The 21,876-nt window shown below is 73.4% G+C and carries 21 protein-coding genes; 11 read left to right on the top strand and 10 right to left on the bottom strand.

Annotated elements, in window-relative coordinates; genetic code table 11:
- Positions 1–69: 69 nt before the first annotated feature.
- Together DPM19_RS18775 and DPM19_RS18770 are read right to left on the bottom strand one after the other, a co-directional pair.
- A complete protein-coding gene (locus tag DPM19_RS18775) occupies positions 70–1,671 on the bottom strand; it encodes an SLC13 family permease (RefSeq protein ID WP_111869243.1) in 1,602 nt (533 codons plus the stop codon).
- A gap of 149 nt (positions 1,672–1,820) precedes the next feature.
- Positions 1,821–3,074: a tannase/feruloyl esterase family alpha/beta hydrolase gene (locus DPM19_RS18770; protein WP_111869242.1), complete on the bottom strand. Its 1,254-nt coding sequence runs from the start codon at positions 3,072–3,074 to the stop codon at positions 1,821–1,823.
- A gap of 202 nt (positions 3,075–3,276) precedes the next feature.
- On the opposite strand from DPM19_RS18770, the gene DPM19_RS36965 reads away from it, so the two are divergent.
- From DPM19_RS36965 to pdxR, 5 genes are all read left to right on the top strand, one after another.
- Positions 3,277–4,344 carry a sensor histidine kinase gene (locus DPM19_RS36965; RefSeq protein WP_111869241.1) on the top strand — a complete coding sequence of 356 codons (1,068 nt, stop codon included), beginning with the start codon at positions 3,277–3,279 and terminating at the stop codon, positions 4,342–4,344.
- Complete coding sequence (locus tag DPM19_RS18760; protein WP_325050260.1) at positions 4,341–4,949, top strand: response regulator transcription factor; 609 nt, start codon at positions 4,341–4,343, stop codon at positions 4,947–4,949. Before DPM19_RS36965 ends, DPM19_RS18760 begins: the two co-directional genes overlap by 4 nt.
- A gap of 131 nt (positions 4,950–5,080) precedes the next feature.
- Entirely contained in the window at positions 5,081–5,419 is a 339-nt protein-coding gene (locus DPM19_RS18755; RefSeq protein ID WP_456049247.1) for a helix-turn-helix domain-containing protein, read from the top strand.
- 62 nt (positions 5,420–5,481) lie between these two features.
- Positions 5,482–5,892 carry a VOC family protein gene (locus DPM19_RS18750; protein WP_111869239.1) on the top strand — a complete coding sequence of 137 codons (411 nt, stop codon included), beginning with the start codon at positions 5,482–5,484 and terminating at the stop codon, positions 5,890–5,892.
- A 143-nt stretch (positions 5,893–6,035) separates the two neighbouring features.
- Positions 6,036–7,445 carry a MocR-like pyridoxine biosynthesis transcription factor PdxR gene (gene pdxR / locus DPM19_RS18745; RefSeq protein ID WP_111869238.1) on the top strand — a complete coding sequence of 470 codons (1,410 nt, stop codon included), beginning with the start codon at positions 6,036–6,038 and terminating at the stop codon, positions 7,443–7,445.
- A gap of 61 nt (positions 7,446–7,506) precedes the next feature.
- Here pdxR and DPM19_RS18740 read toward each other — a convergent pair whose 3' ends face one another.
- Both DPM19_RS18740 and DPM19_RS18735 read right to left on the bottom strand, forming a co-directional pair.
- The gene (locus tag DPM19_RS18740) at positions 7,507–8,700 is read right to left on the bottom strand and encodes an MFS transporter (RefSeq protein WP_111869380.1); all 1,194 of its coding nucleotides are present in this window, start codon (positions 8,698–8,700) and stop codon (positions 7,507–7,509) included.
- A 104-nt stretch (positions 8,701–8,804) separates the two neighbouring features.
- The gene (locus tag DPM19_RS18735) at positions 8,805–10,058 is read right to left on the bottom strand and encodes an amidohydrolase family protein (protein ID WP_111869237.1); all 1,254 of its coding nucleotides are present in this window, start codon (positions 10,056–10,058) and stop codon (positions 8,805–8,807) included.
- A 112-nt stretch (positions 10,059–10,170) separates the two neighbouring features.
- Here DPM19_RS18735 and DPM19_RS18730 point away from each other — a divergent pair, with 112 nt between their 5' ends.
- Both DPM19_RS18730 and DPM19_RS18725 read left to right on the top strand, forming a co-directional pair.
- Positions 10,171–11,001 carry a helix-turn-helix domain-containing protein gene (locus tag DPM19_RS18730; protein WP_111869236.1) on the top strand — a complete coding sequence of 277 codons (831 nt, stop codon included), beginning with the start codon at positions 10,171–10,173 and terminating at the stop codon, positions 10,999–11,001.
- A 178-nt stretch (positions 11,002–11,179) separates the two neighbouring features.
- Complete coding sequence (locus DPM19_RS18725; RefSeq protein WP_111869235.1) at positions 11,180–12,052, top strand: metallophosphoesterase family protein; 873 nt, start codon at positions 11,180–11,182, stop codon at positions 12,050–12,052.
- Positions 12,053–12,157: 105 nt separating this feature from the next.
- Here the strand turns inward: DPM19_RS18725 and DPM19_RS18720 are convergent, their stop codons facing one another.
- Positions 12,158–12,970: a mycofactocin-coupled SDR family oxidoreductase gene (locus DPM19_RS18720; RefSeq protein ID WP_111869234.1), complete on the bottom strand. Its 813-nt coding sequence runs from the start codon at positions 12,968–12,970 to the stop codon at positions 12,158–12,160.
- A 554-nt stretch (positions 12,971–13,524) separates the two neighbouring features.
- Between DPM19_RS18720 and DPM19_RS18715 the strand changes: the two genes are divergently transcribed.
- Complete coding sequence (locus tag DPM19_RS18715) at positions 13,525–14,232, top strand: hypothetical protein (protein WP_111869233.1); 708 nt, start codon at positions 13,525–13,527, stop codon at positions 14,230–14,232.
- Positions 14,233–14,266: 34 nt separating this feature from the next.
- On the opposite strand, the gene DPM19_RS18710 is transcribed toward DPM19_RS18715, so the two are convergent.
- From DPM19_RS18710 to DPM19_RS18700, 3 genes are all read right to left on the bottom strand, one after another.
- Positions 14,267–15,292 carry an ArsR/SmtB family transcription factor gene (locus tag DPM19_RS18710; RefSeq protein WP_199485161.1) on the bottom strand — a complete coding sequence of 342 codons (1,026 nt, stop codon included), beginning with the start codon at positions 15,290–15,292 and terminating at the stop codon, positions 14,267–14,269.
- The gene (locus DPM19_RS18705; protein ID WP_111869231.1) at positions 15,289–16,500 is read right to left on the bottom strand and encodes a M20 family metallopeptidase; all 1,212 of its coding nucleotides are present in this window, start codon (positions 16,498–16,500) and stop codon (positions 15,289–15,291) included. The genes DPM19_RS18710 and DPM19_RS18705 overlap by 4 nt, the downstream gene beginning before the upstream one ends.
- Positions 16,501–16,632: 132 nt before the next feature.
- The gene (locus tag DPM19_RS18700; RefSeq protein ID WP_111869379.1) at positions 16,633–17,100 is read right to left on the bottom strand and encodes a MarR family winged helix-turn-helix transcriptional regulator; all 468 of its coding nucleotides are present in this window, start codon (positions 17,098–17,100) and stop codon (positions 16,633–16,635) included.
- A gap of 83 nt (positions 17,101–17,183) precedes the next feature.
- Between DPM19_RS18700 and DPM19_RS18695 the strand changes: the two genes are divergently transcribed.
- On the top strand, positions 17,184–17,831 hold the full coding sequence (locus DPM19_RS18695) for an FMN-dependent NADH-azoreductase (protein WP_111869230.1): 648 nt from the start codon (positions 17,184–17,186) through the stop codon (positions 17,829–17,831).
- Between the two features lie 8 nt (positions 17,832–17,839).
- Here DPM19_RS18695 and DPM19_RS18690 read toward each other — a convergent pair whose 3' ends face one another.
- A complete protein-coding gene (locus DPM19_RS18690; RefSeq protein ID WP_111869229.1) occupies positions 17,840–18,856 on the bottom strand; it encodes a 1-acyl-sn-glycerol-3-phosphate acyltransferase in 1,017 nt (338 codons plus the stop codon).
- Positions 18,857–18,862: 6 nt separating this feature from the next.
- Positions 18,863–19,681 carry a patatin-like phospholipase family protein gene (locus DPM19_RS18685; protein WP_111869228.1) on the bottom strand — a complete coding sequence of 273 codons (819 nt, stop codon included), beginning with the start codon at positions 19,679–19,681 and terminating at the stop codon, positions 18,863–18,865.
- A gap of 358 nt (positions 19,682–20,039) precedes the next feature.
- Here DPM19_RS18685 and DPM19_RS18680 point away from each other — a divergent pair, with 358 nt between their 5' ends.
- Positions 20,040–21,134 carry an LLM class flavin-dependent oxidoreductase gene (locus DPM19_RS18680; protein ID WP_111869227.1) on the top strand — a complete coding sequence of 365 codons (1,095 nt, stop codon included), beginning with the start codon at positions 20,040–20,042 and terminating at the stop codon, positions 21,132–21,134.
- Positions 21,131–21,742 carry an FMN reductase gene (locus DPM19_RS18675; protein WP_111869226.1) on the top strand — a complete coding sequence of 204 codons (612 nt, stop codon included), beginning with the start codon at positions 21,131–21,133 and terminating at the stop codon, positions 21,740–21,742. Before DPM19_RS18680 ends, DPM19_RS18675 begins: the two co-directional genes overlap by 4 nt.
- Positions 21,743–21,876 lie beyond the last annotated feature (134 nt).

Raw genomic sequence — 21,876 nt, 5'->3', positions numbered from 1 at the left:
TTCAAAGCCGGTGTGTCCCACCCCAGCGGGTGAAGTCCGGCGGGCCGTACCGGGCACGGCCGCGCGCCGTCAGCCGCCGATTCCGGTGCGGGCGACCGCCAGCGGCAGCCCCAGGACGATCAGGAGGGCGCCGATGACGTCGAAACCGAACCCGGAACGGACCATCGTGGTGATCGGGACGACGCCGGACCCGTAGACGATGGCGTTCTGCGCGGTGGAGACCGGCAGCATGAACCCGAACGAGGCGGCGAAGGTGGCCGCCAGGGCGGGCACGAACGGGTCGACGCCGGCGGCGACCGCGATGGGGATGACGATGGGCACCACCACCGAGGCCGAGGCGGTGTTGCTGGTGGTCTCCGAGAGCACTATGGCGAGCACCGCGGCGAAGGCCGTGATGGCCACCAGGCTCGACAGGCCCAGCGCGGCGGCCGCCCCGCCGCCGATGGTCCCGGCCAGGCCGGTGTCCTCCAGCAGCGCGCCGAAGATGATGCCGGTGCCGAAGAACAAGACCGTGCCCCAGTCGATGCGCGCGGCATCGCTCCAGTTCAGGGTCGCCTCCCGGCGGCTCCAGTCGGTGGGGAGCAGGAAGAGCAGGGAGGCGCCGAGCACCGCGACGACACCCTCGTCGAGCCGACCGCCGACCGTCTCGTACACCGGCGCGTCGGTGCCGGCGACGAGCGCGACGACGCCCGGGAAGATCCACAGGGAGACGGTGACACCGAACGCGACCAGGGTGTTGATCTCGGCCCGGGACAGCCTGCCGAGCGCGGCGCGTTCCTCCCGCACGTACTCCGCCACGCCCTCGATCCGCCGGATCTCGGGCCGGTTGAGGAGCAGCAGGACGGCGACGAGCACGACGAACATCGCCGCGCACAGCGGCAGTGCCGTGGCGGTCCACCGGGCGAACGAGATCTTCTCGCCGGTGGCCTCCTCGATCAGCCCGCGGCCGATCAGGTTGGGCGGGCTGCCGACCGGGGTGAGCAGGCCGCCGACGCCGGCGCCGTAGGCGAGCATCAGCACCAGGGCGGCGCCGACGCGCAGCCGGGCCGGGTCGAAGTCCGCGGCGACGGCGCCGCGGTCCCGGAGCATCCTGGCGATGACCGTGAGCATGCCGAGCGCGGTGGGCAGCAGCATCGCGACCGCGGCGGTGTTGGACACGAACGCCGACAGCAGGCACGTGACCAGGCCGAAGGCGGCGACCAGCCGGAAGGTGGAGCGGCCGACCCCGGGCAGCGACAGCATGAAGAAGGCGAACCGCCGGGCGACCCCGTGCTTGAGCATCGCCTGGGCGAGGATGAACGCCCCGATGAAGGTGAAGATCGTCGTGGAGCCGAACGGTTCGAGCGCGTCCTCCGCCGAGGCCACTCCGGACAGCACGATCGCGGCCACGCCGATCAGCCCGCCGACCGGGATCGGCACCGGCTCCGTGACCCACAGCACGATCACGCCGAGCAGGATCCCGGCGAGCGTCTGCTGGGTGGGCGGCAGGTCGAGCGGCAGCAGCAGGAAGACCGCCGAGACCAGCGGCGCCAGCCACAGGCCGGTGGTCCGGCGGGCCCGTTCGAAGCGTTCCTCGGCGGACGAGAGCCGCTGCTCGCCGAGGCTGCGGTAGGTCGCGGACCACCCGGCCGTGTCCGTTCCGGTGCGCGGCACCGTCTCGTCAAAGGTCATCGGCCTCCTCCCCAGCGCGTCGCCCGTCCCCGCAGGGTCGATCACACCAGGGCCCCGTCACCCTCCACGTCGAGACGCCTCGCCCACCCGGGTAAAAGCTCTACCTGGAGGTCAGCCCGAGCGGGGTGGACGGAAGAGGCCGCGCCGGGTCAGGAGCGGGCTTCGAGCTGGGCGAAGGCCGCCACGAACGACGGCAGCATGGGGCGCAGGACGTCGGGGGCCAGCGGGATCATGCCGTCGGTGTGGGTGCCGCCGGGCACGGTGATCAGGCGGTGCAGGGCCGCCCGGCCGGCGGCGGCGACCATGCGGTGGTAGTGGTCGCCGTACTTGGCGGGCGGGGTCAGGGCGTCCAGCGAGCCCTGGACGCTGACGAGGGGACGGGTGAGCCGGCCGGTGAGGGACACGCGGGCCATGGCGCGGTGCACCGAGGGCGGGCGGGAGCGGTAGTCGTAGTCGGTGTCGCAGCCGGGGCCGGTGCCCTCGGGGCAGAAGGGGGTGCCCGCCAGGGTGTCGCCGTCGTAGCCCGGGTCGACCTCCTCGCGGAGCAGCCGCTGGAAGAAGTCCCAGTGGTTGCGGTGGCTGTAGTCCCAGACGGGCTCGGAGCCGGCGGGGTACCCCGCGGCGAGCATGGCTGCGTGGGCGGCGGCGTCCCCGGCGGCGTGGCGGGGGTAGGCGCGCAGGGCGGGCGGCAGGGTGGTCAGCAGGTTGGGGCCGGCTGCGGTGAAGACGAGGGCGTTCCAGTCGAGGCCGCCGTCGTACAGGGACGGGTGGTGCTCCAGTTGCCACCGGACCAGGTAGCCGCCGGCGGACAGGCCCGCGGCGTAGGTGCGCCGGGGGGCGCGGCCGTAGTGGTGGGCGGCGACGCGCCTGGCGGCCCGGGTCAGCTGGGTGAGCCGGTGGTGCCACTCCATGATCGCGTCGCCGGGACGCCTGCCGTCCCGGTGCATCTCGGGTCCGGTGTTGCCCTTGTCGGTGGCGGCGTAGGCGTAACCCCTGGCCAGCACCTGGTCGCTGATGATCCGGTCGTTGGCGTACTGCTCCCGGGTCGCGGGCGGCCCGGCGACGACCAGCCCGCCGTTCCAGTGCTTCGGCAGGCGGATGACGAACTGGGCGTCGTGGTTCCAGCCGTGGTTGGTGTTCGTGGTCGAGGTGTCGGGGAAGTAGCCGTCGACCTGCACACCCGGCACTCCGGATGGGGTGACCGTGCCCGGGGCCTCCAGGCCGGCCCAGTCGGCCGGGTCGGTGCGGCCGGCGGGCACCGTCCCCGCGGTGGTCAGGTCCGTGAGGCAGGCGGTGACCGAGTGCTCGGCCCCCGGCACCCGCACGGCGGGGCAGCCGCCGGTGCCGGCGGCGGCCGGAGCCGCCAGGGCGGTCGCCAGCAGGGCCGGGACGAGGAGAAGCATGCGGCGCACGACGTTCCTCCAGGCAGTGGACGATGTGACACCGGAACGCTAGGAACCGCGGGTCATGGCGGGTAAGTGCGGTGCGGCCAGGTTCGGCGGCCCGGAGGGCACATGACCTTCGGCCAAACCTGCCCGGCACGGATGTCGCCCGCGGCACCCTCCGACATAAGGTGCATTCCGAGGTCGGGCATCGGGAGGCGGGATGGTGCGGCCGGTCCCCTGGGTGCCGCCCGTCCTGTACGGGGCGGTGCTCGCCGGAGGCGTCTACTACGCGGCGATCGGCCCGGGTCCCGGCGTGCGGACCGCCGGTTACGCGGCGCTGCTGCTCGCCCTGATCGCCCTGGACGCGCGGGAGCGCCGCGTCCCGCCCGGCCCGCTGCTGGCCGTCCGGGTGGCGCTGTTCTGCGCGGTGACCGCGCTGGACGTCTCGGGACTGTCGCGGGTGCTGTTCGTGCTCGTCCCGTTCCTGGGGTACTTCGCGTTCGGTCCGGCGGTGGCCGTGGCCCTCGGCGTCGCCTGCGTGGCCGTGCTGGTGGGCGCCTTCACGCTGGCCGTCCCGGACTGGCAGGTGCGCGCGGAGTACATCTCGGACCTGCTGATGTTCGCCCTCGGCGTCGTCCTGTCGATCACCATGGCGGCGGTGGCCGTCCGCGAGCAGCGGGCGCGGGCGCGGCTGGAAGCCACGCTGGAGCAGGTCGCCGAGCTGTCCGCGGCCCGCGAGCGCAACCGGCTGGCCAGGGAGATCCACGACGGCCTCGGCCACCACCTCACCGCGATCGGCATCCAGTTGGAGAAGGCGGAGGCGTTCGCCGCGCTCGACCCGGCGGGCGCCGCGCAGGCGGTGTCCAGCGCCCGCTGGTCGGCCGGGCGGGCGCTGGACGACGTGCGCACGTCGGTCCGCGCCCTGGACGCGCGGAGCACGTCGGCGGCGCTGGCCGACCTCGTCCGCGCGCTGGACGGCGGGGAGCGCCGGATCACCCTCGACATCTCCGGCACCGAACGCCGCCCACTGCACGTCCTGTACCGGGCGGCGCAGGAGGGGCTCACCAACGCGTGCCGCCACGCGGACGCCACCGAGATCCGGGTGGCCGTCCGCTACGACGAGCGGGGAGCGGAGCTGCGGGTGACCGACGACGGCCGGGGGTTCGGTGCCGGCGGTGAGGGGTTCGGGCTCAGGGGCCTGCGGGAGCGCGTCCGGCAGGCCGCCGGGACGATGGCGGTCGAGCCCTCCCCGGCGGGGACCGAGCTGCGGGTGAGGGTGCCGTGGTGAGCGTCTTCGTGGTCGACGACCAGGACCTCGTCCGCGAGGGCATCGCCGCGCTGCTCGGGCTCCAGCCGGGCATCGAGGTCGTCGGCGACGCCGGCGACGGCACCGAGGCCGTCGAGGCGATCGTCGCCGCCCGGCCCGACGTGGTGCTGATGGACGTCCGGATGCCCGGCCTGGACGGGGTGGCCGCCACGGCCGAGTTGCGCCGCCGGGCACCCGGGTGCACGGTCGTGATGCTCACGACGTTCGATGACGACGAGTACGTGACCGGGGCGCTGCGGGCCGGAGCGGTGGGCTACCTGCTGAAGAACCTGCCCGCCGCCGACCTCGCCCGGGCGGTCCGGCTCGCGCACGCCGGCGTCGCCCAGCTCGACTCGGCCATCGTCACCCGGCTGGCGGCGGGGCTGCCCGCGCCCGCCGTGCTCACCCCGCGCGAGACCGAGGTGCTGCGGCTGATCTCGGCGGGCGCCACCAACCGGGAGATCGCCTCCCGGCTGTACGTCAGCGAGGGCACGGTCAAGAACCACATCTCCCGCATCCTCCAGCGGCTGGGCCTGCGCGACCGTACCCAGGCCGCCCTGTACGCCAGGGAGCACGGGCTCCTCTGAAAGCTCGGCCCGCGGAGAAGGAGAAGTACAGGTGCCCGGCGCAGCCGGACGACCGAGGACTGTAGCGTGGTGGCGCCGTGAACAGCGCCGCAGAGGACACCAACCGCCGCATGCTCCGGGCGCGGGACGCGATGGACCGCGCCTACGCGCAGCCGCTGGACGTCCCGGCCCTGGCCCGGATCGCCCACGTGTCGCAGGCGCACTTCACCCGCACCTTCCGGGCCACGTTCGGCGAGACACCGCACCGCTACCTGCAGCGCCGCCGGGTCGAGCGGGCGATGTTCCTGCTGCGGGAGACCGACCGCAGCGTGACCGACATCTGCTTCGAGGTCGGCTTCGGCAGCACGGGCACCTTCAGCCGCACGTTCCGCGACATCGTCGGCCGGTCGCCGCGGGAGTACCGCCGGGAGACGACGGCCGCGGACGTGCCGACGTGCTTCACGATGGCGTGGACCCGGCCGAGTTCCTGACCGCCGCCACCTGAGCAGTTTCGGATAAGTTTCCGGCCGACCCGGTCGGTAGCGTGAGCTGCATGTTCAACGCCATCACGCACTCGCAGATCTACGTCCTCGACCAGGACGAGGCCCTGGACTTCTATGTCGGCAAGCTCGGCCTGGAGGTCAACTCCGACGTCGATCTGGGCTTCATGCGCTGGCTGACCGTCAACGTCCCCGGCCACCCGGACCGCCAGATCCTGCTGGAGAAGCCGGGCCCGCCGGCGATGTCCGAGGAGACGGCGCGGCAGGTCCGCGAGCTGGTGACCAAGGGCGCGACGGGTGGCACGCTCATCTTCAGCACGGACGACTGCCGTAAGACGTACGAGACGCTGCTGGGCCGGGGGGTGGAGTTCACCGAGGAGCCCACCGAGCGCCCGTACGGGATCGACTGCGGCCTCCGCGACCCCTTCGGCAACCACCTCCGCTTCACCCAGCCGAAGGGCTGAACGGGCGGAGGCCGCGGTTCGCCCGCGCCCCCCAACGACCCGAGGACCCCGAGCGATCATCGCCCGGGGTCCTTTCCGGCGGCGCGGAAGCCGGTGATCGCGGAGCCGGGGCCGGCGGCGGGCCTGGGCTAGGGTCCGGTCCCATGCCGATCGAATGGGCCGGTTCGAGTCCGGGGCTGCTCCTGCCGCTGGATCGCGCGAGCTCCGAACCGTTGCGGTCGCAGCTCGAACGCGGGTTGCGGGAGGCGATCCGGCACGGCCGGCTCCAGGCGGGCGAGCGGCTCCCCTCCTCCCGGGAGATGGCGCGCGAGCTGGGCGTCTCCCGGGGCCTCGTGCAGGAGTGCTACAGCCAGTTGCACGCCGAGGGCTACCTGACCGCCCGGGTCGGTTCCGCGACCCGGGTCGCCGAGCTGGCGACCCGCGGCGCGCCCGCGGCCACGGCGCCGCCGCCCGTCCCCGCGCCGCGTCCGCTGGTGGCCGACTTCGCCACCGGGGTGCCCCACCTGGCCGGTTTCCCCCGCGGTGACTGGCTCTGGGCGCAGCGGGAGGTCGGCCGGCACGCCCCCACCGCGGCCTTCGGCTACGGGGACCCGCGCGGGAGCCTGACCTTCCGCCGGATCCTTGCCGGGTACCTGGGGCGCGTCCGCGCCGCCGCGGCCGAACCCGACCGCATCGTCGCCTGTACGGGGTTCGCGCAGGGCCTCAGCCTCGTACTGCGGGTGCTGGTCCGCGCCGGGCTGCGGCGGGTGGCCTTCGAGGATCCCGGGTACGGCGAAGGCGCCACGATGGCCGCGGCCGCCTGGGCCGGGGTCGACGCCGTCCCGGTCCCGGTCGACCGCGACGGCATCGACGTGGACGCGCTCGCCGCGACCGGCGCCCGCGCGGTCCTGCTCACGCCCGCCCACCAGTGGCCCACCGGGGTCGTCCTCGCACCCGGACGGCGGCACGAGCTGATCGCGTGGGCGGCGCGGTGCGACGGCGTCCTCATCGAGGACGACTACGACGCCGAGTTCCGTTACGACCGCGAACCGGTCGGGACCCTGCAGGGCCTCGCCCCCGACCGGGTCGTCGCCCTCGGCACCGTCAGCAAGTCCCTGGCGCCGGCGCTGCGGCTGGGCTGGGTGCTGTGCCCGCCCGCGCTCGCCGACGCCCTCATCACCGAGAAGAGGTTCAGTGACCGCGGATCACCGCTGCTGGACCAGCTGGCCCTCGCCGCCCTGATCGAGTCCGGGCGCTACGACCGCCATCTGCGGCGGATGCGCGCCGGGTACGCCGGCCGGCGCGCGGCGCTCGTCGACGCGCTCGCCCTGCATGCGCCCCACGTCGAGCTCACCGGCCTCGCGGCCGGCTTCCACGCCGTGGCGCACCTGCCCGGGGACGCCGACGAGCGGGCCGTCGTCGCCGCGGCCCGGGCGCGCTCCGTCGGGCTGTACGGCATGAGCGACTACCGTTTCAGCCGGGCCGCCACCCCGCCGCAGCTCGTTCTCGGCTTCGGCAACCTCTCCGAACGCGCCATCGCGGACGGTATCGCCGCCATCGCCGATCTCCTGTGACGGCGGGGCTGGTCCGTCCCGGGCGCGTCGTCATCGCATCCGGATCCGCAGCGCCGATCTCCTAGGCCGGCGGGGCGGCCTTTCCTCCGCCACGGGGAAGGCCGGCTCCGGAGCGGGCCGGCACCAGCACGGCGAGCACCAGGACGCCGGTGAGCGCGAACCCGGCCGGGTAGCCGCTCCGCGCGGCGAGCACCCCGAACCCGGCGCCGCCCACGCCCAGACCCGTGTCGTAGGCGACGTTCCAGATGGCGGCGACCGCCCCGTACCCCGAGGGCGCGACCCGGTCGTACATGAGGGCGAGGCTGGCGTTCGCGGCGGCACCGAAGCCCGCACCGCCGAGCGCCGTCCCGGCGAGCATCGCGTACGGGCTGTCGACCATGACCAGTAGGAGCATCCCGGCGGCGGTCGCCAGCACGCCGGGCACCAGCAGGCCGGCGGCACCGTGCCGGTCCCCGTGGCGGCCGGCCCACCAGCGGGCGAGCGTCACCGCCACGGAGTGGACGAGCAGGCCGAGCGTGGCCAGGTCGCCGGAGGCGTCCGCGACCGCCAGGGGCAGGAACGTGACGACGACGCCGGTGGCCGTCGCGGTGGCGAAGAACATGACCGACGGGCGCACCAGCGCGGGTGTCCGCAGCCCGGCCAGCACCCCGAGCGACCGCCCGGCGGGCTCCCCGGCCTCCTGCCGGGGGTCGGGAACGCCGAGCAGGAGCACGGCCGCGGTCACTCCCGCCAGCGCCCCGGCGACGAAGACCGGCGGGTAGCCGTGGTTCCCGGCGAGCCAGACGCCCGCCGGCAGCGCGATCACCGCGGGGATCCCGGAGACCAGGCCCAGCACGCCGAGCCCCTCACCGCGGCGTTCGGCCGGCAGCAGCGAGGCCGCCAGCGCGCCGCCGGCCACCATGGCGATCGCGAAGCCGAACCCGCGGACGAGGCAGACCGCCAGGATCGTCGCCATGCCGCTCGAACCGAGCAGCAGCAGTGCGGGCGCGCCCAGCGTCACCATGCCGGCGACCAGTACCCGGCGGTAGCCGTACCTGGAGACGAGCCAGGGGGTGCAGAGTTCGGCGACCACCGTCGTCAGCATCAGCGCGCCGGTGGTCATCCCGGCGCCGACCCCGCCGCCGGCCGCCGCCGCGTACATCGGCACCACGGTCAGCAGCAGGTAGAAGCTCGTCAGCGCGCAGAAGTTGGCCAGGCACACCAGCACCAGCGGCCGGGTGACGAGGCGCGGGCGCGGGGCCGTCACATCGCTCATGCCCGTGAACATAGGAGGGCGAGTGGCACCCTGTTCAGGGCCGATTTCGCGCCGGTTCAGTGGGCCGGTTCCCGGGCGGGGCCCGCCCGGGAACCGGCGTCCGGTCAGCCGGCCCGCTGGGCGTAGCGCTCGGCCCACTCCTTGCGGGACCGGATCGAGGTGTCGACGTCGGTGGCCTGGGCCCGTAGCGCGCCGACCGTCGCCCGCTCCGCGGGCACGTGGGCGAACGGGTCCCAGCCGAAGAAGCGGCAGGAGTTCTGCCAGGTGATCTTGTTGATCTCCTCGTCGGTCGCGCCGGCGGCGTCCAGTTCGGCCAGCACCTGCTCCGGCGCGTCGGGCCACATGGAGTCGGAGTGGGGGTAGTCGCACTCCCAGGCGATGATGTCGATGCCGATCTCGTTGCGCAGCCGCAGCGTGGTGGGGTCGGAGACGTAGCAGGCGAGGGAGTGCTCGCGGAACACGTCGCTCGGCAGGCGGCCGCCGAAGTCCCGGCGCAGCCAGCGCTGGTTGGTGTAGTGGCGGTCGCAGCGGTCGAGGTAGAAGGGGATCCACCCGATCCCGCCCTCGGACCAGGCGACCTTGAGGTCCTTGTAGGTGCGCAGGGCGGGTCCCCAGAGCAGGTCCTGGGCGCCGAACGCGGACACCTGGCAGGCGAGGATCATGCGGTTGTCCACGGGGGCGTCCGGCGCGAGGGTGATCGACCCGAAGCCCTGCCCGATGTGCAGGCACATCACCGTGCCCGTGTCGCACAGCGCCTCGAAGACCGGGGCCCAGTAGTCGATGTCGTGGTAGCTGGGCAGGCCGTCCATGTGCGGCAGTTCCGGCATCGTCACCGCGTGGCAGCCCTTGGCGGCGACCCGCCGGATCTCGGCGACCGCCAGCGCGGGGTCCCACAGGGGCAGCAGCGCGATCGGGATGAACCGGCCGGGGTAGGCGCCCGCCCAGTCGTCGATGTGCCAGTCGTTGTAGGCCTGGATCATCACTACGGTGATCTCGTCCTTGACATGGCTCAGGTGGCCCGCGCTGAACCCCGCGAACGTCGGGAAGCACATCGAGGTGAGGATGCCGTTGCGGTCCATGTCCCGCACCCGCTGGTGCACGTCGTAGACGGCCGGGCGCATCTCCGCGTAGCTGGACGGGTTGAGCCCCCATTCCTCCGGCGGCCAGGAGACGACGGCGTTCAGGCCCACGACGCCGGTCGGCCGCCCCCGGTAGACCCACTGGTCGATGCCCTGCTCGTTGGGGACGAGCCGCGGGGCCTGGTCGGCCCACTTCTTCGGGACGTGCCGGTCGAACATGTCGGGCGGTTCGACGACGTGGTCGTCGATGCTCACCAGGATCATCTCGTCGATGTTCACGTGAACTCCTCGCCGGGGGACGCGCAAGAGAGCCTTGTTCCATTCTGAGAGAATGGAACTCTCGCACCGGACGCCACCACGGTACGTTCCGCCGGCCAGGGGAGTCGACGCGATGACGGACAGCTTCTTGCCCTCACCGGCCAACCTCGGCCTGGTCGTCCTGCGCACCAGGGCCTCGGTCGGAGCCGGGACCATGCCCTACGACGCGGAACACCTCGTCACCGGCTGGCACCACCACGACCTGCACCAGATCGAGTACGCGCTCGAAGGCATGGCCGAGGTCGAGACCGCGGCCGGGCGCTACCTCGTCCCGCCCCAGCAGGCCATCTGGGTGCCGGCGGGCCTGGCGCACAACACCACGCTGCGCAGCGCCCGCTCCGCCTCGGTGTTCTTCGACCCCTCGATGTTCCCCGCCCACCTGTGCGACCGCGCCCGGGTCCTCGCCGCGGTCCCCCTGCTACGCGAGATGATCGTCTACGCGCTGCGCTGGCCGATCACGCGCGACGCGACCGACGCCCGGGCCGACACCTACTTCTCCGCCCTCGCCCTGGTCGTCGAGGACAACCTCGACCGGGAGCAGCCGCTGTGGCTGCCGACGAGCACCGACCCGCTCGTCGCCGCCGTCATCTCCTACACGGAGGAACACCTCGCGACCGTGACGGCCGACGACGTGTGCGGCGCCCTCGGCATCTCCGAACGGACGCTCCGGCGGCGCTTCCGCGAGGAGACCGGCACGACGTGGCGGACCTTCGCCGCCCAGGCCCGGCTGATCAGGGCGATGGCCCTGCTGACTCAGCCGGGCACGACCGTGCTCGGCGTCGCCGCGGCGGTGGGCTTCGGCAGCCCCAGCGCGTTCAACCGGGCGTTCCGGGCCTGCACCGGTTCCACCCCGGCCGACTACCGGCGGCGCGTCACCGGCCGGACCGCCGCCCCCCTCGGATGAGTCCCGCTTGACGGTCCTCCGGGCGAGCCTCATGCTCGAGGTGGCTCGGTCGTCGAGATGGCGGTGGAGCGCTGGGATGTGAGTCACCGGTCGGAGCCGGTGGTTGACACCGCATCGTTGCGCCGCTCGACCTGTGCCGGGCCATGTCCATGGCTCACAACAGGAAAGGCAACAGGCGATGAAGATCGCTTTCATTGGCGACGTCCACGGCTGCGCGCTGCACGCGCTGGGCGCGGTGGTGCTGCTCCAGGCCCGGCGCGGGATCCGGCTCGACGCCGTGATCCAGGTCGGGGACCTGGGTGCGTACCCCTCGCCCGAACGGTTCGACGAGTCCAGCCGCCGGTTCTGGCGGGAGCACCCCGCCCAGGACGACTTCTTCCGGCTGCTCGACCCGCCGCCACCGGTGACGGAAGGCGTGCGGCTGGCCCTCGGGCAGGTCCCCCCGGTGCTGTTCGTCAGCGGCAACCACGAGGACCACGACTGGCTGGCCTCGCTGCACGACGCGGCGTCCGCCGCGGTCGTGCCGGTGGACCCGCTCGGCGCCTACCACCACGTCGCCTGCGGGAACGTGGTGGAGGCCGCCGGGCAGCGGGTGGCGTTCCTCGGGCTGATCGAGGTCCCCGGGAAGATGGACCTGGACGGGAGCGCGTACGCGCGGCTGCTGGCCGCCGACCCCGGCACGGTGGACATCCTGATCACTCACGACGGCCCGTACGGCATGTCGCAGGACCGCCGCGGGAACGTCCAGGGCTCGGCGAAGCTGCTCGACCTCATCGAGCACCTGCAACCACGCCTGCACGTCAGCGGCCACTACCACCACCCCAACGGCCCGCGCCGCTACGGCCGCACGACCTCCTACGCCCTCGCCCAGTTGGTGCAACCCAAGGCCACCCGGTGGGACCCGGAACCGATCAACCCCGAGCAGCGGGTGGCGGCCGGCAGCATCGCCCTGCTCGACACCGCGACCGGCGACTTCGAGTACGTCCGGGACGGCTGGCTCGCCGAGGTCGGCGGCGACTCCCTCGACCTCGCCGGACTCGCCACCGCCTAACGGCCCGCCCTGGCCGGGTACGGTCGCCTACCGGTGAGCGACCGCACCGACCCGCGTGCGGGCACCTGCCGGTGAACGGCCGCACCCGGCCGGGGCGGGTTCTCCCTAACGGTTCGCGGCGCCGGCGTCCACGGGCAGGGCCACGCCGGTGATGTAGCGGGCGTCGTCGGAGACCAGCCACACGATCGCGTTCGACACGTCCACCGCGTCGATCAGCTCGACCGGCAGCGCGTTGCCCATCGCGTGCCCGCCCTGCGGGCCTTGCCGCAGGAACCCCAGCGTGACGGGGTTGTTCACCATGGGGGTGTCGACGCCGGAGGGGTGCACGCCGTTGACGCGGATGTTGTGCGGCGCCAGGCGGTTGGCGTAGCTGCGGGTCAGGCCGACCAGGGCGTGCTTGGACGCCGTGTAGGCGAGCCCGCCCCGGGAGTGCCCGACCGCCCCGCTGAGCGCGGCGGTCGAACCGGTCAGCACGATCGAGCCACCCGCACCACGTTCGATCATGGACGGCATGGCCGTCTCGATGGTGTGGAAGACGCCGGTGAGGTTGACGTCGATGACGTCCGCCCACACCCCGGCATGGTCGTGCATGGCCATCGGCGCGATACCGGCGTTGGCCAGCACGATGTCGACCGGGCCGAGCCGGGCGACGCCCTCGTCGAACGCGGCCTTCAGCGCGGCCTCGTCGCGCACGTCGGCCTGGCAGGCGACGATCCGCCGGCCCAGCGCCTCGACCTCCTCGGCCGTCTGCGCGAGGTCGTCGGGCGTCGCCATCGGGTACGGCACCGACTCGATCTGCGCGCAGACGTCGACCGCGATGACGTCCGCGCCCTCCTGCGCCAGCCGGACGGCGTGGCTGCGCCCCTGGCCGCGGGCCGCTCCGGTGATGAAGGCGACCTTCCCGTCGAGCTTTCCCATGACGCTTCTCCTTCGGGCGTTCGGCCGGGGCTGCGCGGACCGGCCACCCGAGTGGTGATCGCCGTGGCTGGTGCCCGGCTCATGATGCAAGCACAGTTCTCAATAGTGCAAGCCCAGTTCTCACCAATGATGGGCTCCGATCTGCGCCGGCGCGGCGAGCACCGTTCTCATACCAGGTGATCCAGGAGATACTTCATGTCGCCTGCCAGCCCGCACCGGTGAACATCCCACCTCGCCGCGTCCCGCGCGTGCAGTTCCAGTAGGAGGCGGACGCATCCATGCCGCAGCGACCCTCGCCTCGGCGTCATCCCGGTCCGAGTCGCCGCAGGCGTACCCTCCGCTGGCTGGGACGCCCCTGGTGGCAGGGAGTCAGTGCCGCGATCGCCCTGATCGCCCTGGCCGTGTCGGCGTACGCCTTACGGGGAAGCGGCGGCGGAGGCGACCAGAAACCGTCGCCGGTTCCGAGTAGCGGTACACCGGCCGCGGCGGCGCCCGCCTCCCCCGCGGCGGATGCCCCGGCCCTGAAGTTCACCCTGGAGCTGGACCCCTCGAAGATGAGCGCCGCGCTCGCCGATCTCTCCAACGGCACCTGGATGGTGCCCGCGGGGCGAACCGTGCGGGGTACTCCCAAGGTGATCAGGCTCGGTGCCGAAGAGAACGCCTACAAGTACGGGTTCTACGAGTTCGCACGCTCCTACGGCGGGGTGGCGGTCAACCGGATATTCGTGAGCGTGACCGTGCAGAACACCGCTGAGGGCGCCGTCTACCTGCGGAACCTCCGCCTGGTCGAGCTGCGGTGCGCCGCCGCCCTGCGGGGAACGCTCATCAAGTACCGGGGCGGGGCCGACCCCAGCCCGCCTCGCACGATCCTCATCGACCTCGACGCGCCGAATCCGCGCCCCTGGTATTTCCCCCGCGGCATCGGGAGGAGCCTCGAACTCCCGCCGGGCGACCCGCCCCGCGGGCAGCAGCCCTTCGGCTTCCAGCTCGGGCAGGACAGGTCGGAGACCTTCGAAGTGGTCGCGATCCTGGCGACCCGCCGGAGCTGCGGTTTCAAGCTCGTCATGGACACGGTCACCGACGGCGTGAAGAAGGAGTACGTGATCACCGACTCCGGCCGTCCGTTCCGGGTGACCGGCGAGTTCGACGACGACGCCTGGAACTTCAGCCCGCCCCTCACCCCCACGGAAGAAGGTGGGTGGCACCGGTTCAAAACCGGAGAGATCAGGAAATCCCACCAGGCGCTCACCGGAACGGGCTGACGGAGCCGGGTCCGGCGCACCTCCCGGGCGGGCCTCAGTGCTGTAACGCCGTCGCCACGTCCCGCCCGATCCGCTCGACCGCCGCGAGGTCGAGCCCGTAGTACACGTAGCGGCCGGCGCGCTCCACCCGCACCAGTCCCAGCTCGCGCAGGACGCGCAGGTGGCGGGAGACCTGGGGGCGGGTCATCGACAGCCGGTCCGCCAGGTCGGCGGTGGTCATCGCCTGGCGGGCGATCAGCCGGCACAGCCGCACCCGGCTCGGGTCCGTGAGCGCCAGCAGGCGGCTGCGGGCGAGCGTGACGCCCACGTCCGGAGCCTCGACCGGGAAGTGCACGACGGGTGGCAGTCCCGGCTCGTTCTTCGCGAGCAGGTGCGGAGCGCCGTACCGGGTGGGGATGAGCAGGACCGGGGTCCGGGCCGGGCTGATCACCACGTGGTGCACCTTGTCGAAGACGACCCGGGCGGGCCCGGCCAGGTGCGCGCTGGCCGGGCTGAGCGAGACGAGGGCGGCCGCCGGCCCCTCGTCCGCGAGCCGCCGCCGGACGCGGTGCGCGGCGCGGGCGAGGACGGGTTCGGTCTCGGCCCACAGGTCGCCGAAGAAGACCTCGCGGCACAGGTCGAGGAAGCCGGTGACGTCCGCGCGCAGCGCCTCGGGGTCGCGCAGCAGGTCGTCGGCGAGGCGCGGGTGCGGCTCCGGCAGCCGGGCGGCGGCCCGGCGCAGCGCGGCGGCCTGCCCCGGATCGTGCAGGACGCGGCCGAAGTCGAACCCGCGGTAGCCGCTGGCGCAGGTGTAGGCGGTGAGCTCGGCGAACCGGTCCAGGGAGGGCGCGGCGAGCCCCGGGTAGAAGGCGCGCCAGCGCAGCGGCGTCCACAGCGGTGCGAACCGCCGCAGCCCGGACCGGAAGGCGGGCGGGGCGGCCCGGGTGACCTCGGCGGCCCAGGTGGCGTGCTCGGGGTGGTGGGTGTGCTCGGTCAGCACGTGCAGGCTCGCGGCCAGCTCCGCGAGGGGCGACACGGTGACGGTGAACCGGGCCGGGTCCGCCCCCGCCAGGACGATCACGACCGGCATGGCACGGGACGGCTCGCGCCGCGGAACTCGGCCCGGGCCGCCGCCAGGAACTCCGGCCGGGTGAGCAGGTCGGCGACCACCCGGGCGAGCCCGGCCGCCGCGACCTGGGTGCGCTCGTGTGCGAAGGGCGTCGCCGCCGCCTCGCGCAGCGCCACGGAGTGGCCGGGCGTGCCGGTGTCGGCGATCTGGATGTACGGGTGGATGACCGGCAGCAGGTGGGAGAGGTTGCCGATGTCGGAGGAGCCGGCCGGACCGTCCGGGTCGCCGGGCGCGATGTCCACGCCCAGCGCGCGCACCGCCTCCCCGAACCGTTCGGCGAGCACCAGGTTGTTGCGGCGCTCCGCGTACATCGGGCCGGTCTCGCCGACCCGCGCCCGGGTCCCGGTGGCCAGCGCCGCGCCCTCGGCCGCGGCGCGGACCCGCTCGACCAGCGCCTCGACCGAGGCCGCCGTGCGGTCCCGGACGTACAGGTCCACGGCGGCGTCGGCCGGCACGACGTTCGGCGCCTGCCCGCCGGCCGAGACGATGCCGTGCAGCCGGACGGTCGGCGGGACGAACTGGCGCATCGCGTCCAGCGCGTGCAGGAACAGCTGGGCGCCGGCCAGCGCGCTGCGCCCCTCCCATGGGGAGACCGAGGCGTGCGCGCTCACCCCGGTGAAGGCGGCGCGCAGGTGCGCCGCGGCCAGCCCGGGCCGGGCGGTCAGCGAGCGGTCGCCCGGATGGAACATCACCGCCGCGTCCACGCCGTCGAAGACGCCCGCCTCGGCCAGCCGGATCTTGCCCGCGCCGCCCATCTCCTCGCCGGGCGTGCCGATGACGGCGACCGTGCCGGGGTGCTCGGGCAGCGCGCGCACGACCGCGATCGCCGCCGCCGCGCCCCCGGCCGCGATGAGGTTGTGGCCGCAGCCGTGCCCGATGCCGGGTAGCGCGTCGTACTCCGCGAGGACGGCGACGCGGGGGCCGGGCGACGTCCCCTCGTGCACGGCCACGAAGGCGGTCTCCACCCCGCCCGCCGGGGCCCGCACCGCGAAGCCCGCCTGGGCGAGCCAGCCGGTGAGCAGTTCCCGGGCGTGGAACTCGGCGAACTTCAGCTCCGGCCGGGCGTGGATGGCGAGGCTCACCGCGTCCATCCGGGGCCGCAGCGTGGCGAGCTCGGCCGACAGGGCCTCCAGCGGGGGCGGTGCGGCGGACTCGGACATGAGGGCTCCCGTCGTACCCGAGGCGGCGCGCCTCGCCGGCGGTGACGCGCTGTCACCTACGCCGAGGTTACGGTTACGCGGGCACGGGCGGCCTCGGATTGCCGTGGCCCAGGTAACCCTCGCCGGGCGGCCTCAGGCACCGCCGGTTTCGGTGAAGACGAGCAGCTCGCCGGCGGTCGCCTGCTGGAGCAGGGCGTTGAGCGTCTCGCGCTGGTTCCGGTCGAGCGCGCCGAGCACCTCGTCCTCGGCCGCCGCGAGGGCGAACTCGGCCTTGGCCAGGAGCGCCCTTCCGGTGTCGGTGATCTCGACGATGTGGCGGCGGCGGTCCTGGGGGGAGCGGCGGCGTTCGATCAGCTCGCCGGTCTCGAGCTCGTTGAGCAGCCCGACGATGTTCGTCCCGTCCATCGCCAGGGTGGCGGAGAGCGCCTGCTGCGAGCACTCGCCGTGCACCCGCAGCACCGTGAGGGCCACGAGGTGCCGTGGCCGCAGGCCCAGCGGTGCCAGCACCGCCTCGGCGCGCAGCCGGATCCGGCGCGCGAGGTGTTCGAGCAGCGCTCCCGAGAGGGGAGGCGGCTGGTCGACCACGGGCAGCTGGGTCACGTCCCGAGTGTAACCGGACATCATCCATCCATGTGGTATAAATCGTTTGCCTTACACAAACGATCCATGGAGAGGAAAGAAAGATGGCTCACCTGCTGCATGTCGACTCGAGCATCAAGGGGAACGACTCCGTCAGCCGCCGGCTCAGCGCCCGGGCGGTCGAGGTCTGGCGCGCCGCGCACCCCGGCGGCACCGTCACCTACCGTGACCTGGGCCGCGACCCGCTGCCCCACCTCGACGAGGCCGGCGGCCTGGCCCGCATGGTGCCGCCCGAACAGCACACGCCGGCCCAGGCGGCGTCGTGGGCGCTGAGCCACCGGGTGGTCGACGAGGTGCGCCGGGCGGACACGATCGTGCTGGGGCTGCCGCTGTACAACTACGGCGTGCCCAGCAGCGTCAAGTCCTGGGTCGACCACCTCCTCGCGCCCGGCCTGGCCTACGACCCCGAGACCCAGACCGGCCTGCTCGACGGCCGCGAGTTCCTGGTGCTCGCCAGCCGCGGCGGCGGCTACGGCCCCGGCACGCCCCGCGAGGGGTGGGACCACGCGGAACAGTGGCTGCCGCACGGCCTGGCGTTCACGGGTCTGCGGCCGCGCTTCATCACGGCCGAACTCACCCTGGCCGCCGTGACGCCGGCGATGGCCGAACTGATCCCGCTGGCCGAGGCCAGCCGCACCGCCGCCGAGCAGACGATCGACGGCCTCTGGGTCCCCGCGTCCCTGTCGGCCTGACCCGCGGGTCAGGCGGTGTCCAGATCGCGGGCGGGGTTCCGGGCCTCCTCGATCCAGGCGTCCACCCGGGCCCACTGGGCGAACAGCCAGTCGACCTGGGCCGCGCGCTCCCGGGGGACGTCCTCGGCGGGGATCCGCCACCAGTGGGCGCGGACCTGAACGGCGAGGGGAAGGCCGCGCCAGACGGTACCGACGGAGTTGAAGTCCTCCAGGCCGCTGTGCGCGACGAAGACGACGTCGGCGCCGGGAGCGGCGTCGATCGCGGCGAGGGCCCCGCCGGGGCGGGGCGGCAGGACATGGCGCATGCGGGCCGCGCGGGCGGCCTCGGTGCGGCGGCGCAACCGGCGCAACCGGGCGATCGCGCGCTCCCGGCGGTGCGGGGTGAAGTTACCGCCCTCGGGGAACAGCACCAGCGCGTCCCGGTCCCCCAGATCCTCGGCGAGTTCGGAGATGTCCTGGGTCATGCCGTCGCCCGCCTGCCGGACGAGCACGTTCGGCAGGCGGTGCACGGCGATGTCGATCAGCGGGTCGAACTGGACGAAGTCCTTCATCACCAGCCGGGGCCGCCGCCCGTAGCCGGTGAGCAGGTGGTGGATCAGGATCAGCGAGTCGCCCGGCCCGGCGTGCCTGCTCAGCACGATGATCGGGCGGCGCGGCAGGGGGTCGGGCGCCTCGCCGTCGACCTCCACCCGCAGCGTCAGGTACCGCTCGGCGGCCCGGTAGATCCCGGCGACGTAGCGGCGGACGATGTCGTAGTGCCGGTCCCAGAGCCGTTCGGCGCGCACCCGCCCGCGCAGGCCGCTGCCCAGCCAGACCACCAGGCACGCCAGCACCGCCCAGGACTCCGCGTACGCCCAGGCCAGCGCGAACCGCAGCAGCCGCACCGCCCGGTACCGGCCGTCGAACACCAGCGAGATCAGCGTGGCCACCAGGAGCGCGGGCAGGAAGAGCACCGCGAGCGCGACGGTGAGCACCAGCAGCACCGGGGCGAACAGCAGGCGGCGGACGAGTCTCGGTGGGAGCATCGCGGCCTACCCGTTCCGTTCCAGGTAGTCGAGCGTCGCCTGGTAGGCCCGCTCGGTGCGGAAGGTGATCGCGCCGCCGGGCCGCCGCGGGACCCGCTGCCGCTCGGTCGCCCCCGCGGGCAGGACGTGCACCCGCACCCCGTCGCCGACCGTGGCGATCTCCTCGAAGAACCGGTGCCGCCGGGCGATCTCGAACGCGACCATGCCGACCTCCCAGGGCCAGCGCGGCGGTGCCAGCGGCCGCTCGATCCGCCCGACGTGCAGCACGTAGATCGTGTCCGCGCCGAGTTCGACGGCCCGCCCCACCGGGATGCTGTGCACCAGGCCGCCGTCGAAGTAGTGGTGCTCGCCGACCCGGACCGGCGGCAGCAGGCCCGGCACCGCGCACGAGGCCAGCACGGCCGGGACGAGCGGCCCCTTGGCGAACCAGTGCGCCATCGCGGTTTCGATGCCGGCGGCCACGCACTGGAACGGCACCGCGAGGTCGTGGAAGTCGGTGACCGGCAGCACCTCCTCCAGGGTCCGGCACAGCGGCCCGATCGGGTGCAGGTGGGTGCCTGACCGGGCCAGCGTCCACAGCCGCGTCCAGGGCGGGGCGCCGAACGCCTCCCGGGCCGCCTGCCCGGCCCACAGCTCGGCGAGCCGCTCGACGGCCTTGTCCGGGTCGGCCGCCACGAACGCCCCGTTGATCGCGCCGATCGAGGTGCCCACGACGACGTCCGGGCTGATCCCGGCCTCGTGCAGGGCCTTGAGCATCCCGACCTCGTGCGCGCCCAGCGCGCCACCGCCGCCGAGCACGAAGGCCACCCGCCCGCGATCCGCCATCGCCTCCCCTTCCGTACGGCCTTTTCTCCATCTCAACCCGCCGCAAACCGGACATACAGCGGACGGCGGGCCGCGCGCACTCCGGCCCGGCCGAGCAGGGCGGCGCGCGGTCTCCCGCCGGGCGAATGATCGCGGGCACGTCCCGGCCGGAGCCGCCCGACCGCCGCGACGCCCCGGGCGACGACAGGCCGCCGGACCCGCGGATACCGTGCCCACCGCACCGAACAACGCTCGGCAACATGTCGCAGGCGCAGGGTAACACCCCAAAAAATACTTGCTCAGTCAAGGAATTTAGTTCGAGTGCCGCCGGTTGCCTGACGGTGACAGTGGTCGAGACGAGCTGGACAGGCGGATTCGGATGCAGTTCGGAATCTTCAGTGTGGGCGACGTGACGGCCGATCCCGTGACGGGACGGACGCCCTCGGAGCACGAGCGGATCAAGGCGGTGGTGGAGTACGCGCGGCTGGCCGAGGACGTGGGCCTCGACGTCTTCGCGATCGGCGAGCACCACAACCCGCCGTTCATGCCGTCCTCACCCACCACGCTGCTGGGTCACGTGGCGGCGCGCACCGAGCGGATCGTGCTGTCCACCTCGACCACGCTGATCACCACCAACGACCCGGTGAAGATCGCCGAAGACTACGCGATGCTGCAACACCTGGCCGACGGCCGCATCGACCTCATGATGGGCCGCGGCAACACCGGACCCGTCTACCCCTGGTTCGGCCAGGACATCCGCAACGGCATCCCCCTCGCCGTCGAGAACTACGCCCTCCTCCACCGCCTGTGGCGCGAGGACGTCGTCGACTGGGAAGGCAAGTTCCGCACCCCGCTCCAGTCCTTCACCGCCACCCCCCGCCCGCTGGACGGCATCCCGCCGTTCGTCTGGCACGGCTCCATCCGCAGCCCCGAAATCGCCGAACAGGCCGCCTACTACGGCGACGGGTTCCTGCACAACAACGTGCTGTGGCCGAAGGAACACGTCCAGCGGATGGTCTCCCTCTACCGCCGCCGCTTCGAGCACTACGGGCACGGCTCGGCCGACCAGGCGATCGTCGGCCTGGCCGCGCAGCTCTTCGTGCGGAAGAACTCCCAGGACGCGATCCGCGAGTTCCGCCCCTACTTCGACAGCTCGCCGGTGTACGGCGGCGGCCCGTCGCTGGAGGAGACGCTGGAGCAGACCGCCCTCCTGGTCGGCAGCCCGCAGCAGGTGATCGACCGGATCCTGGCCTTCCGCGAGTACGCGGCCGGCGACTACCAGCGCCAGGTCTTCAACGTGGACGCCCTCGGCCTGCCGCACGAGACCGTGCTCCGGCAGATCGAAGCGCTGGGCGAGATCGTGCCGGTGCTGCGCCGGGAGTTCGCGATCGGCCGTCCCGCCCACGTCCCGGACGCCCCGACGCACGCCTCCCTGAAGGCCGCGCGGCTCGCGACGGTGGAGGCGGCCCGATGAGGCGCACCCTCGCGGTCGTGTCGGCCGGCCTGCGGCAGCCGTCCTCGACCCGCATGCTCGCCGACCGGCTGGCCGGGGCGACCCGGCGCGAGCTGGAACGGCTCGGGGCCGAGGTGGACGCCCACCCGATCGAGCTGCGCGAGCACGCGCACGACCTGGTCAACAACCTGCTGCTCGGCTACCCGTCCCGGGAGCTCCAGGAGGTGCACGACACCGTCGCCCGGGCGGACGCCCTGATCGTGGTGACGCCGACCTTCGCCGCGTCCTACAGCGGGCTGTTCAAGACGTTCACCGACGTCCTCGACGAGACGGCGCTGGTGGACAAACCGGTGCTGATCGCCGCCACCGGCGGGACGGGCCGGCACTCGCTGGTGCTGGAGCACGCGCTGCGGCCGCTCTTCTCCTACCTGCGCGCCGTCGTCGTGCCCACCGCGGTGTTCGCCGCGCCGGAGGACTGGGGCGACGGCGGCACCGCCCAGGGTTCCCTGGTCCACCGGATCGACCGGGCGGCCGGCGAGCTCGCCCGCGAGGCCGACCGGCGCGACCCGCCCACGATCAACGACCCCTTCGCCGACCCGACGCCGTTCGAGGACCTGCTCGGCGGCTGACCCGCGCCGCGCTCACGGGCGGTGACCGGCGGGCGAGCGTCACCGATTCTGATAATTCGGGAATTCCTAATCAACTAGGCGGAACAGACTTTCTACGAATATCCCAGGTCACGGCGTTCCGGAGATATGCGGGC

The sequence above is a fragment of the Actinomadura craniellae genome, assembly GCF_003289645.1.
GTDB lineage: Bacteria > Actinomycetota > Actinomycetes > Streptosporangiales > Streptosporangiaceae > Actinomadura_D > Actinomadura_D craniellae.
Note: the sequence above shows the minus strand (reverse complement) of the source record. Positions and strands in the feature narration are given on the sequence as shown.